The sequence below is a fragment of the Streptomyces parvus genome, assembly GCF_014648875.1.
GTDB classification, from domain to species: domain Bacteria; phylum Actinomycetota; class Actinomycetes; order Streptomycetales; family Streptomycetaceae; genus Streptomyces; species Streptomyces parvus.
The window spans coordinates 639,547-652,911 of the sequence record NZ_BMRY01000003.1; the positions used below are offsets into that span (position 1 = coordinate 639,547).

Annotated in this window: 8 protein-coding genes; 7 read left to right on the top strand and 1 reads right to left on the bottom strand. The window is 70.6% G+C overall.

Going from position 1 to position 13,365, the window contains the following annotated elements; all coding sequences use genetic code 11:
• Positions 1–33 precede the first annotated feature (33 nt).
• Positions 34–2,514: a DEAD/DEAH box helicase gene (gene sftH, locus IE140_RS13270; protein ID WP_150192934.1), complete on the bottom strand. Its 2,481-nt coding sequence runs from the start codon at positions 2,512–2,514 to the stop codon at positions 34–36.
• A gap of 79 nt (positions 2,515–2,593) precedes the next feature.
• Here sftH and IE140_RS13275 point away from each other — a divergent pair, with 79 nt between their 5' ends.
• The 7 genes from IE140_RS13275 to topA all read left to right on the top strand — a co-directional run bounded on the left by IE140_RS13275 (position 2,594) and on the right by topA (position 13,263).
• Positions 2,594–2,947, top strand: coding sequence for an STAS domain-containing protein (locus tag IE140_RS13275; protein WP_003967428.1), 354 nt, complete (start codon positions 2,594–2,596; stop codon positions 2,945–2,947).
• A gap of 199 nt (positions 2,948–3,146) precedes the next feature.
• Complete coding sequence (locus IE140_RS13280) at positions 3,147–3,608, top strand: ATP-binding protein (protein ID WP_150192933.1); 462 nt, start codon at positions 3,147–3,149, stop codon at positions 3,606–3,608.
• A 535-nt stretch (positions 3,609–4,143) separates the two neighbouring features.
• Complete coding sequence (locus tag IE140_RS13285; RefSeq protein WP_100559557.1) at positions 4,144–6,573, top strand: sodium-translocating pyrophosphatase; 2,430 nt, start codon at positions 4,144–4,146, stop codon at positions 6,571–6,573.
• Positions 6,574–7,008: 435 nt separating this feature from the next.
• Positions 7,009–7,716, top strand: a complete 708-nt coding sequence (locus IE140_RS13290; RefSeq protein ID WP_093444270.1) for a small secreted protein — start codon at positions 7,009–7,011, stop codon at positions 7,714–7,716.
• An 84-nt stretch (positions 7,717–7,800) separates the two neighbouring features.
• On the top strand, positions 7,801–9,336 hold the full coding sequence (locus IE140_RS13295; RefSeq protein WP_150192932.1) for a DUF7059 domain-containing protein: 1,536 nt from the start codon (positions 7,801–7,803) through the stop codon (positions 9,334–9,336).
• A 537-nt stretch (positions 9,337–9,873) separates the two neighbouring features.
• Positions 9,874–10,071: a hypothetical protein gene (locus IE140_RS13300; RefSeq protein ID WP_093444272.1), complete on the top strand. Its 198-nt coding sequence runs from the start codon at positions 9,874–9,876 to the stop codon at positions 10,069–10,071.
• 282 nt (positions 10,072–10,353) lie between these two features.
• Positions 10,354–13,263, top strand: coding sequence for a type I DNA topoisomerase (gene topA, locus IE140_RS13305; protein ID WP_150192931.1), 2,910 nt, complete (start codon positions 10,354–10,356; stop codon positions 13,261–13,263).
• Positions 13,264–13,365 lie beyond the last annotated feature (102 nt).

The window sequence follows — 13,365 nt, forward strand, 5'->3', positions numbered from 1 at the left end:
GTCGGGGTGTCCGTCGGGTTCCGCCTCGTCGGTTCAGTCCTCCGGAGTGGCCGGTTCCTCCGGTTCCGCGGGGGCGGCTTCGAGGAGTTCGGTGAGCAGCCGTACGGCTCCGCGCTTGTGCAGGGGCTCGTTGCCGTTGCCGCACTTGGGGGACTGGATGCAGGAGGGGCAGCCCGCCTCGCACTCGCAGGAGGCGATGGCCTCCCGGGTCGCCGTCAGCCAGGCACGGGCGGTGCGGAAGGCCCGCTCGGCGAATCCGGCTCCGCCGGGGTGACCGTCGTACACGAAGACCGTCGGCAGGAGGGTGTCCGGGTGCAGCGGTACGGAGACGCCGCCGATGTCCCAGCGGTCGCAGGTGGCGAAGAGGGGAAGGAGCCCGATCGAGGCGTGTTCGGCGGCGTGCAGGGCGCCGCCGAGGATTTCCGGGTTGATGCGGGCGGCGTCGAGTTGGTCCTCGGTGACCGTCCACCAGACGGCGCGGGTGCGCAGCGTGCGGGGCGGCAGGTCGAGCTTGGTCTCGCCCAGGACCTCCCCGGTGATCAGTTTGCGGCGGAGGAAGGAGACGACCTGATTGGTGACCTCGACGGAGCCGTAGCAGAGCCGCCCCTGGCCCCAGGGGATCTCGGTGTCGGTCTCCAGGACCGTGATGGCGGTGGTGTCGCGGGCGACCGTCGAATACGGCGGTTCGGCCTGCTCGACGAGGGCCACGGAGTCCTCCAGGTCCAGTTTCCGGACCAGATGGGTCCGGCCCTGGTGGAGGTGGACGGCTCCCTCGTGGACGGCCGTGTGCGCGGCGGCCGCGTCGACGGTGCCCAGCAGCCGGCCGGTGCCCTCCTCGACGATCTGGACGGGGCGACCGCCTCCGCCTCGGATGTCGGCGAGGTCGGCGGCCCGTTCGCGGCGGGTCCAGTGCCAGCCCGATGCCCGTCTGCGCAGCAGTTTCGCCGCCTCCAGTTGCGGCAGCAGTTCGGGCACGGCGGGGCCGAAGAGGGCGATGTCCGCTTCGGTGAGGGGGAGTTCGGCGGCTGCGGCGCAGAGGTGGGGGGCCAGGACGTAGGGGTTGTCCGGGTCCAGCACCGTCGACTCGACGGGCTGCCGGAACAGCGCCTCCGGGTGGTGCACCAGGTAGGTGTCCAGCGGGTCGTCCCGGGCCACGAGGACGGCCAGGGCGCCCTGCCCCGAGCGGCCGGCGCGGCCCGCCTGCTGCCAGAGGGAGGCCCGCGTGCCCGGGTAACCGCAGATGACCACCGAGTCGAGGCCGGAGACGTCGATGCCGAGTTCCAGGGCGGTGGTGGCCGCCAGACCGAGCAGTTCGCCGGAGTGCAGCGCCCGCTCCAGGGCCCGGCGTTCCTCGGGAAGGTAGCCCCCGCGATAGGCGGCGACCCGCTGCGGCAGTGAGCGGTCGACCTCCGCGAGGCGTTCCTTGGCGATCACCGAGATCAGTTCCGCGCCGCGCCGGGAGCGTACGAAGGCGACCGAGCGGACGCCCTGGAGGGTCAGGTCGGTGAGCAGGTCGGCTGTCTCGGCCGTCGCGGTACGGCGTACGGGGGCGCCCTTCTCGCCGTGCAGGTCGGTCAGCGGGGGCTCCCACAGGGCGAAGACCAGCTCGCCGCGCGGGGAGGCGTCGTCGGACACCTCGACGACCGGCAGGCCCGTCAGGCGTCCGGCTGCGACCGCGGGGTCCGCCGCCGTGGCCGAGGCGAGCAGGAACACCGGATCGGCCCCGTAACGGGCACACAGGCGGCGCAGACGGCGCAGGACCTGGGCGACATGGGAGCCGAAGACGCCCCGGTAGGTGTGGCACTCGTCGATCACGACGAACCGCAGGGCGCGCAGGAACGAGGACCAGCGGGGGTGGGAGGGCAGGATGCCGCGGTGCAGCATGTCGGGGTTGGTCAGGACGTAGTTGGCGTACTGCCGTACCCACTCGCGTTCCTCGACCGGGGTGTCGCCGTCGTAGACCGCGGGCCTGACGGCGTTGCCGAGCGGGGCGGCGAGCGCCTTCACGGAGCGACGCTGGTCGGCTGCCAGAGCCTTGGTGGGGGCGAGGTACAGGGCGGTGGTCCCGCGGCCGTTGGGGGCCTCGGAACCGTCCAGGAGGGTGCTGAGGACCGGCGCGAGGTACGCGAGGGACTTCCCGGAGGCCGTGCCGGTGGCGATCACGACCGATTCGCCGTCCAGAGCGTGCTCGGCCGCGGCCGCCTGATGTGCCCACGGATGGCCGATCCCGGCCCCTTCGATCGCCGAGATCACTTCTGGCCGCACACGATCCGGCCAGATGGCATGGGTTCCCGATCTCGGGGGCAGGTGCTCCGTATGAGTGATGCGCGCGGCCCGGCCCGCCCCTGCGGCGAGCCGGTCGAGGATCATGGCGGGAGAGGGGCGCGAGCCCCTGCTCTCGGCTGGTCGTCCGGGACGGTGATTCTTGGCCATCGGCACCGAGTGTGTCACTGGCGTGACGGACAATGGTCCCAAGGCGTCGTGCATGCCTGCTGGTAAGTGATTGAATGCCATCGCGGCTGGCGATCCGTCCCCTGGCCTCCGTCGGGGAGACCGAGGGGCGACCGCTCGATAGCAAGGTGCTGGAGGATCCGTGGACCTGTCCCTGTCGACTCGCAACGTTTCCGGGCCTGGTGGCGACCGTACGGTCGTCGAGGTCGGTGGCGAGATTGATGTGTATACCGCGCCCAAGCTGCGCGAGCAGTTGGTCGAGTTGGTGAATGACGGCAGCTACCACTTGGTTGTCGACATGGAAGGCGTCGACTTCCTCGACTCCACCGGCCTCGGCGTGCTCGTGGGCGGCCTGAAGCGTGTCCGGGCCCATGAGGGCTCGCTGCGCCTGGTCTGCAACCAGGAGCGCATTCTCAAGATCTTCCGGATCACGGGTCTGACCAAGGTGTTCCCGATTCACACCACGGTCGACGAGGCTGTCGCCGCCACCGACTGAGGTCGGGGCAGGCCGGCCCCCGGGCCGGTCGGCAGGCAGTGAACAGGCCGGCAGCGGCAGCGCATGGGCCGCGACGGGCAGGCGGTCGACCCTCGGGTCGGCTGTCGGCTTTGTCGGCTTCCGGAGGAGGAGAGCAGGGGTGCCGGGCGACACGCCCGGGGCCCCTGAGGCGTACGCCCGAACGTTCGAGGGGGATGGCATGGCCACCGTTGAACTCCGCTTCAGCGCCCAGCCTGAACATGTCAGGACGGCCCGCCTGGTGGCGGCCGCCGTGGCGCGCCGGGCCGGCGTGGACGAGGCGGTGCTCGACGAGGTCAGGCTCGCCGTCGGTGAGGCGTGCAGCCGCGCGGTCGGGCTGCATCGCAGTCACGGCATCACCGCGCCGGTCAGCGTCGCGCTGACCGAGGAGGAGAAGGCGTTCTCCATCGAGGTCGGGGACAGCGTTCCCGGCCACGGCGCCGATCCGGCCGAGTCCGGGGCGGGCGACGCCTCCGGAGCCGGCCCGGCGCGGGCCGACTCCGAGGCCGACGGTGAGGGCGAGGACGAGATGGGCCTCGCGGTCATCAGTGGCCTCGTCGACGACGTGGAGGTCCGTTCCGGTGCGGGTGGCGGAGTGATCCGCATGAGCTGGCCGACGGCCGACGCCACGGTACGGCCCTGAGGCCCTTCAAGGCCGCCGTTGTACGACCCTGAGGCTGCGGTCCGGGTACGACCCTGAGGCTGTGGTCCGGGTACGACCCTGAGGCTGCGGTCCGGCGTTTGGGCCACGAGCCCGGCTCTGAGGCTGCGGCCCGGGCCTGAGGCTGCCGTGCGCCGCCCCTGAAGCCTGCAGTCCGGCCCCACGGCCCGACCGCGGTCCGGCCGTGGGGCCGGCGCGCTCATGTCTGTGGCTGCGGACGCCGGTGCCCGCACCCACATCGGTGCGGTTGGCGTGATGTTTCGGTTTTCCAGGCCCTGCTGAGCAGGGCCTTTTTCGTCGAGGGTCCGTCGAGGGATTCGTCCAGGGATTCGTCCAGGGTCCGTTGAGGGTTTCCCGGTAATGCGTCTGCCGCATTACTGCATTCGAGCAGAATCACTCCGCTGATCTTTCGGCGTTGGGGGGAGAGCGATCAATTCTCTTCCCGCCCACTGTTTTGATCAGGTTCCGCTCCCTACAATCCGTCCACGACTTGAGCGCTGAGCGTCAAGGAGGACGTATGGCGGAGTTCTTCACCACCCCAATGGCAGTACTGACGCAAGAATCCGCACTTTCCGACCGATCCGCTTCCCTCGCGGCGGCGGTACTCACCGACGGCAACCGGCTGATCGTCATCGTCGTGGCGGTCGTCGCCGTCGCCGCGCTGATCGTCGCCCAGCTGCTCGTACGCCAGGTCCTGGCGGCCGGCGAGGGCACCGAACGGATGAAGGAGATCGCCGCGGCGGTCCAGGAGGGTGCGAACGCCTATCTGGCCCGGCAACTGCGCACGGTGGGTGTCTTCTCCGTCGTCGTGTTCTTCCTGCTGTTCCTGTTGCCGGCCGACAACTGGTCGCAGCGCGCGGGGCGTTCCCTCTTCTTCCTGGTGGGTGCGCTTTTCTCCGCGGCGACCGGATACATCGGCATGCGGCTCGCCGTCCGGAGCAATGTGCGGGTGGCCGCAGCCGCGCGGGAGGCGACTCCGGCGGAAGGCGAACCGGAAAAGGATCTCACCTCCGTCTCGCACAAAGCGATGAAGATCGCTTTCCGTACCGGTGGTGTGGTCGGAATGATCACGGTGGGACTCGGACTGCTCGGGGCCTCCTGTGTGGTGCTCGTCTATGCCGCCGACGCGCCCAAGGTGCTGGAGGGGTTCGGCCTCGGTGCGGCGCTCATCGCCATGTTCATGAGGGTCGGGGGCGGGATCTTCACCAAGGCCGCGGACGTGGGCGCCGACCTGGTGGGCAAGGTGGAGCAAGGCATCCCGGAGGACGATCCGCGTAACGCCGCCACCATCGCCGACAACGTGGGCGACAACGTCGGTGACTGCGCGGGCATGGCCGCCGACCTCTTCGAGTCGTACGCCGTGACGCTCGTCGCCGCGCTGATCCTCGGTACGGCCGCGTTCGGGGACTCCGGGCTCGCCTTCCCCCTGATGGTCCCGGCGATCGGTGTCGTCACCGCGATGATCGGGATCTTCGCCGTAGCACCGCGCCGGGCCGACCGCAGCGGCATGACCGCGATCAACCGCGGCTTCTTCATCTCCGCGCTGATCTCGCTCGGCCTCGTGGCCGTGGCCGCCTTCGCCTATCTGCCGTCCTCGTACGCCGATCTTGACGGGGTCACCGACGGGGCGATCACCGCGCACGGCGGCGATCCGCGGGTCTTCGCGCTGGTCGCGGTGGCCATCGGGATCGTCCTGGCCGCGCTCATCCAACAGCTCACCGGCTACTTCACCGAGACCAACCGCCGCCCCGTCCGGGACATCGGGAAGTCCTCGCTGACCGGCCCGGCCACCGTGGTGCTCGCGGGCATCTCCATCGGTCTGGAGTCGGCCGTCTACACCGCGCTGCTGATCGGCCTCGGCGTCTACGGGGCGTTCCTGCTGGGCGGTACGTCGATCATGCTGGCACTCTTCGCTGTCGCGCTCGCCGGAACGGGGCTCCTCACCACGGTGGGCGTCATCGTGGCCATGGACACCTTCGGCCCGGTCTCCGACAACGCCCAGGGCATCGCGGAGATGTCCGGCGACGTCACGGGGGCCGGCGCCCAGGTCCTCACCGACCTGGACGCGGTCGGCAACACGACCAAGGCCATCACCAAGGGCATCGCCATCGCCACGGCCGTGCTCGCGGCGGCCGCCCTCTTCGGGTCCTACCGCGACGCCATCGCCACGGCGGTCGACGACGTCGGTGCCGGGGCGGGCGAGCTCGGGCTGAGCCTGGACATCTCGCAGCCCAACAACCTCGTCGGCCTGATCCTGGGCGCGGCGGTCGTCTTCCTGTTCTCCGGGCTCGCCATCAATGCGGTGTCCCGGTCCGCCGGATCCGTGGTCTACGAGGTCAGGCGGCAGTTCCGCGAGCGCCCCGGGATCATGGACTACTCGGAGAAGCCGCAGTACGGGCGCGTCGTCGACATCTGCACCCGCGACGCACTCCGTGAACTGGCCACGCCCGGGCTCCTCGCGGTACTGGCACCGATCGCGGTCGGCTTCACCCTCGGCGTCGGCGCGCTCGGCTCCTACCTCGCCGGCGCGATCGGCGCCGGAACGCTGATGGCCGTGTTCCTCGCCAACTCCGGCGGTGCCTGGGACAACGCCAAGAAGCTCGTCGAGGACGGCCACCACGGCGGCAAGGGCAGCGAGGCCCATGCCGCGACCGTCATCGGCGACACGGTCGGCGACCCGTTCAAGGACACGGCGGGCCCGGCGATCAACCCGCTCCTCAAGGTGATGAACCTGGTCGCCCTGCTCATCGCCCCGGCGATCGTGCAGTTCAGTTACGGCGCGGACGCGAACCCCTGGGTGCGGGCGCTGGTGGCCGTCGTCGCCATCGGGATCATCGTCGCCGCGGTGTACGTCTCCAAGCGGCGGGGCATCGCCGTGGGCGACGACGACGCTTCGGAGGACGGCGGTTCCTCCGTCCCGGCGCCTGATCCGGCAGCGGCTCCGTGACCCGTCGGCAGGTAATCGGGGAGGGCCGGGGGCCGGTGCCGGCCTCGTTGCCAGGAGACGTGTGACAGCGAGGTGACGTGCGATCAAGAGGTGGGTGGGTGGCTCGTGCTGACGGGCCGTCCACCCACCCCTACTTCCGGGGCTCCCCGCCTTCCTCTCCCGGGCTGCTCTCGTCCGTCCACCTTCCTCTCCTTCCTCTCCTTTCTCTCCTTCTGCTTCGGCGTGCGGGTTCTTTCCCGCTGGACACCGCCAACGCGGAATCCTTCATTCGGATGAGTGACCGGTCACGCGTGCGGTTCTCTTCATGAGTGGCATCTCCCTCATTTCCCTTGATGCAAATGGCTTCAAAAGGGTGCATAAAGGATGACCGGCACCCGGCTGTCGTCCCCTCGCCGTGTAAGTTCCGGGCCGAGAGCCTTGGAAGGGACCGATCCGGTGAACAAGAAGCTTGCAGCCGCACTGTCCGGCGGTGCGGTACTCGTGCTGACTCTGTCGGGCTGCAGCGACGACAGCGACAACAAGGTCAACGACTGGGCCAAGAAGGTCTGCGACCAGGTTCAGCCGCAACTCCAGAAGATCAACAACGCCAACGCGTCGATCCTCGAGAAGACCGGGGACAACAACACGCCCGCCGACGTCCAGAAGGCAGACTCGGTCGCTTTCCAGGAGATGTCCGAGGCGTACAAGGCGCTGGGCACGGCTGTGGACTCCGCCGGCCCGCCCCCCGTCGACGGCGGTGAGGCCACGCAGAAGGCGGCGGTGAAGGAGCTCAACGCCTCCTCCAAGGCATACGCCGACCTCAAGACCCAGGTCGACGAGCTCGACACCAAGGAGCAGAGCAAGTTCGCCGACGGGCTGAAGACCATCGCCGACGAGCTGAACAAGATCAGCACCGGTGGCGACCAGGCGCTGAGGAAGCTCCAGTCCGGTGAAGTCGGTGCCGCGATGTCGAAGCAGGAGGGCTGCCAGAAGCAGACCGCTTCCACCGGGCCCTCCGGTTCCGGGGCCGCCGACGCCGGAGACGACGCGTCCCCGGAGGGCTCGGCCCCCGACAAGAAGGAGTCCGGGGACAAGGAGTCCGAGGACAAGGACTCCTCGGACAAGGAACCGGCTGAGAAGGAATCCTCGGAGAAGAAGTCCTGAGCGCTGTTCTCCCGCTGACGGCCCGGACACCCGGTGGGTGTCCGGGCCGCTGCCGTTGTCGGTGGGACCGGACACAATGGGAGGGTGAGTAAGAGCAGCCTTCCCGCACCCGACCACTCCGCCGCCCTCCGTGAGGCCCTGCTCGCCGCGGACTTCACCGCGGACGGGCTCCTCGAACGCCTCGGCGCGCCCGCCTACGCCGCCCTCGCGCGCAGCGAGACCGTCCCCGCCCTGCGGGCCACCCGGGGCGACACTCCGCTCGACACGCTGGTGCGGCTGTTCCTCTTGCAGCGCCCCGTCACCGAGGAGCGGGCCCGTGAAGCCCTTCCGCTGGACGAGTGCGTCGTGGACGGCTGGGTGACCCGCGAAGGCGGTGCGGACGGAGAGATCCGTGCGTGCGTCGACGTACGGCCGTACGGGGGGCCGGACGGCGAGGACTGGTTCATCGTGTCCGACCTCGGCTGCGCGGTCGGCGGCGCGGGCGGGATCGGCTCGCGCGAGGAGGGCGTCGTCCTCGGCGTCGGCGGAGCCTCCACCACTCTCGCCGGGATCACCGTGCGTACGCCGGTCGCCTCGGCGCTCGACCTCGGTACGGGCTCCGGCATCCAGGCGCTGCACGCCGCCCAGCACGCGACCCGGGTCACCGCCACCGACCTCAACCCCCGTGCGCTGGAGTTCACCCGGCTCACCCTCGCCCTGTCCGGCGCCGCCCCCGCCGACCTGCGCGAGGGGTCCCTCTTCGAGCCCGTGGGCTCCGACTCGTTCGACCTGATCGTCTCCAACCCGCCCTTCGTCATCTCGCCCGGCGCCCGCCTCACCTACCGGGACGGCGGCATGGGCGGCGACGACCTGTGCCGCACGCTGGTGCAGCAGGCGGGCGACCATCTGAACGAGGGGGGATACGCCCAGTTCCTCGCCAACTGGCAGCACGTGGAGGGCGAGGAGTGGCAGGACCGGCTGCGCTCCTGGGTGCCGTACGGCTGCGACGCCTGGATCGTCCAGCGCGAGGTCCAGGACGTCACGCAGTACGCCGAGCTGTGGCTGCGGGACAGCGGCGACCACCGCAGCGATCCCGCCGAGTACGACGAGCGGTACGAGGCGTGGCTCGACGAGTTCGAGGCCCGGGGTACGACGTCCGTCGGATTCGGCTGGATCACCCTGCGCAAGTCCTCCGCCGCGGCGGCCGGGAACCCCTCGATCGTCGTCGAGGAGTGGCCGCACGCGGTGCAGCAGCCGCTGGGCCGGGCGGTGGAGGAGCACTTCGCCCGCCAGGACTACCTCCGCGACCAGGACGACGCGGCGCTGCTCGCCGGGCACTTCACCCTTGCCGCCGAGGTCGTCCAGGAGCAGGTCGGGCTGCCGGGCGCGGAGGACCCCGAGCATGTGGTGCTGCGTCAGCACCGGGGCATGATGCGGGCGACCAAGGTCGATGCGGTGGCCGCAGGGTTCGCGGGCGTTTGCGACGGGTCGCTGCCCGCCGGGCGGATCCTGGATGCCATCGCGCAGTTGATGGCGGAGGACCCGGTGCTCCTGCGCGACCGGACACCGCAGGCGATCCGGCTGCTGGTCGAGGAGGGCTTCCTGGAGCCGGCGTCCGGCGTCGCGGCGCGGGGGGAGTGAGCCGGACGCGCCGGAGGGGCGGGAGCGGGGCGCCCCGGACACCCGGGTGCTCGCTGCCCTGAACACCCGGGTGCCGGTTCTCCCGGTCGCCCGGGGCCCTTCGCCCCGGGCACCCGGATGCCGGGTGTTCGCTGCCCGGGCACCTCAAGGTCGGGTGCCCAACCCCCCGGAGGTGCACGCAGCCCCCGGCTGCCCCGAGCGCCTTCCGGTACCGGGACGTCGCGATCGTCGTTCCGAGCGCGCTGTCCTTATTAACCAGTGTGTTCGTGTCCACGTCCCCTCGCGGCGCGCCCGGTCCGCGCATTCCGGTCACGGATACCCCGGGCCCCGGCCCTACCCCGGCCCGTACCGCCGAAGGAGTTCCGCCGGTCGGCGGGGGAGTGCTGTTCACCCGGGGTTCGTGTGGGCGACGCCCCGGGGTGACAACCTCCCCGTGCCGGGCCGCCGAGGTCCGGCTCCGACGGGCCGGGCCGGTCCGTCCCGGGCGGCTCCCCGACGAGTCGTGCGACGGGTCACACGACGGTCTAGGGGTACGACATGGAGAGCGCCACCGCAGTCTTCGCCGGTACGGCCCTGTCACTGTTCGGCGCCGCCCTCCTGATCTGGACAGGGGCGCGAGCCCTGCACCGCGCGCCGGTGGCGCACGGTGTGAGCCCGGTCGCCTCCACCGCACTCACGACGCTCTTCGGCGTAGTTTTCCTCGGCCTCGGTGTGTGGGTCTTCACGCACGTCTGATCCCCGCTCCCGGCCGGGCGGCGCCCGGGTCGACAGGTCCCCCGCCGGGACACCGCGGCCGTCTCCGAAAAGCCGCAGGCCGAGGCCCCGCGTGACGCGGACCCGGCGGTCCGGGCGGCAGGAATGGCGGAAGTCGGGTTACCGTTCGAGTGGCCGTTGCGGGCTTTTGCCGTTTGACACGGGGGCGGGTTGTACCGTCACACTCCGCAGCGACAGCACCGCGGGCAGCGTCATGACGCCGCCCGGATGCCCACCGAGTGTCGACCGGAGAGAAGAGCGAAGTTGTCCCCGACCAGCGAGACCGCACAGGGCGGCCGCCGACTCGTCATCGTCGAGTCGCCTGCCAAGGCGAAGACGATCAAGGGCTATCTCGGCCCCGGATACGTCGTCGAGGCGAGCGTCGGGCACATCCGCGACCTCCCGAACGGCGCGGCCGAGGTCCCGGACGAGTACACCGGCGAGGTCCGCCGCCTCGGCGTGGACGTCGAGCACGACTTCCAGCCCATCTACGTCGTCAACGCGGACAAGAAGGCCCAGGTCAGGAAGCTGAAGCAGCTGCTGGCCGAGTCCGACGAACTCTTCCTCGCCACCGATGAGGACCGCGAGGGCGAAGCCATCGCGTGGCACCTCCAGGAAGTCCTGCGGCCCAAGGTCCCGGTCCACCGGATGGTCTTCCACGAGATCACCAAGGACGCGATCCGGGCCGCCGTCGCCAACCCGCGCGAGCTCAACCAGCGCATGGTCGACGCCCAGGAGACCCGCCGTATCCTCGACCGCCTCTACGGCTACGAGGTCTCGCCGGTCCTGTGGAAGAAGGTCATGCCGAAGCTCTCGGCGGGCCGCGTCCAGTCCGTCGCCACCCGCCTCGTCGTCGAGCGGGAGCGCGAGCGCATCGCCTTCCGCTCCGCCGAGTACTGGGACCTCACCGGAAAGTTCGCCACCGGCCGCACCGGCGACGCCTCCGACCCCTCGAACCTCACCGCCCGCCTCAGCGCGGTCGACGGCCGCCGCATCGCCCAGGGCCGCGACTTCGGCCCCGACGGGCAGCTCAAGGCCGGCTCCGCCCAGACCCTGCACCTGGACGAGGCGAACGCCCGCGCGCTCGCCGCCGCGCTCGCCGACTCCGCCTTCACGGTCCGGTCCGTCGAGTCGAAGCCGTACCGCCGCTCCCCGTACGCCCCCTTCCGGACCACGACCCTCCAGCAGGAGGCGAGCCGCAAGCTGGGCTTCGGTGCGAAGGCGACCATGCAGGTGGCGCAGAAGCTGTACGAGAACGGCTTCATCACCTATATGCGTACGGACTCCACGACCCTGTCCGACACCGCGGTGTCCGCGGCCCGGGCGCAGGTCACGCAGTTGTACGGGGCGAACTACCTCCCCGAGAAGCCGCGTACGTACGCCGGCAAGGTCAAGAACGCGCAGGAGGCGCACGAGGCGATCCGCCCCTCCGGCGACCGCTTCCGCACCCCCGCCGAGACCGGGCTCACCGGCGACCAGTTCCGGCTCTACGAGCTGATCTGGAAGCGGACCGTCGCCTCCCAGATGAAGGACGCGACCGGTAACTCGGTCACCGTCAAGATCGGCGGCCGGGCGAGCGACGGCCGGGACGCCGAGTTCTCCGCGTCCGGCAAGACGATCACCTTCCACGGCTTCATGAAGGCGTACGTCGAGGGCGCCGACGACCCGAACGCCGAGCTGGACGACCGCGAGCGCCGGCTGCCGCAGGTCGCCGAGGGCGACGCGCTGACCGCCGACGAGATCACCGTCGACGGGCACGCCACCAAGCCCCCGGCCCGCTACACCGAGGCCTCGCTGGTCAAGGAGCTGGAAGAGCGCGAGATCGGCCGCCCCTCCACGTACGCCTCGATCATCGGGACGATCCTGGACCGCGGTTACGTCTTCAAGAAGGGCACCGCGCTCGTCCCGTCCTTCCTGTCCTTCGCCGTGGTCAACCTGCTGGAGAAGCACTTCGGCCGGCTCGTCGACTACGACTTCACCGCCCGGATGGAGGACGACCTCGACCGCATCGCACGGGGCGAGGCCAAGTCCGTACCGTGGCTGAAGCGCTTCTACTTCGGAACGACCGGTTCCGGTGACGACCCGGCCGGTGCGGGTGCCGCGTCCGACGCGGGCAACGGCGACGGCGACCACCTCGGCGGTCTGAAGGAGCTGGTCACCGACCTCGGCGCGATCGACGCCCGGGAGATCTCCTCCTTCCCCGTCGGCAACGACATCAAGCTCCGCGTCGGCCGCTACGGCCCGTACATCGAGCGGGGCGAGAAGGACGCCGAGGGCCACCAGCGCGCCGACGTGCCCGACGACCTTGCCCCCGACGAGCTGACCGTCGAACTGGCCGAGGAACTGCTGGCCAAGCCCAGCGGCGACTTCGAGCTGGGCGCCGACCCGGTGTCCGGCAACCAGATCATCGCCAAGGACGGGCGCTACGGTCCGTACGTCACCGAGGTGCTGCCCGAGGGGACGCCGAAGACCGGCAAGAACGCGGTGAAGCCGCGGACCGCCTCGCTCTTCAAGACCATGTCCCTGGACACGGTCACCCTCGCCGACGCCCTCAAGCTGATGTCGCTGCCGCGCGTCGTCGGCGAGGACGCCGAGGGCGTCGAGATCACCGCGCAGAACGGCCGGTACGGCCCGTATCTGAAGAAGGGCACCGACTCCCGGTCGCTGACCTCCGAGGACCAGCTCTTCGACATCACCCTCGAAGAGGCCCTCGCGATCTACGCCCAGCCCAAGCAGCGCGGCCGGGCCGCCGCCAAGCCCCCGCTGAAGGAGCTCGGCACCGACCCGGTCAGCGAGCGGCCCGTGGTGGTCAAGGACGGCCGTTTCGGCGCGTACGTCACCGACGGCGAGACCAACGCGACGCTGCGGACCGGAGACAGCGTCGAGGAGATCACGCCCGAGCGCGGCTACGAACTGCTCGCCGAGAAGCGCGCCAAGGGGCCGGCCAAGAAGAAGACGGCCAAGAAGGCCCCCGCGAAGAAGGCGACGGCCAAGAAGACGGCCGCGAAGAAGACGACGGCCACGAAGACCACGGCCGCCAAGAAGACCGCGGCGAAGAAGACGACGACGGCCAAGAAGGCGACGACGGCCAAGAAGGCGACGGCCACGAAGACCGCTGCCAAGAAGACGACGGCCACGAAGACGGCCTCGTCCTCCGCCCCGTCGGACGACTGACCTCCGTATCCCGTCCGTATCGCGCACCGCCGCCCGACGCCCCGATCCTCGTGACCCCGGCGCCGGGCGGCGGTGCGTTCGGGGCCGGTGGGGCCCTGGCCG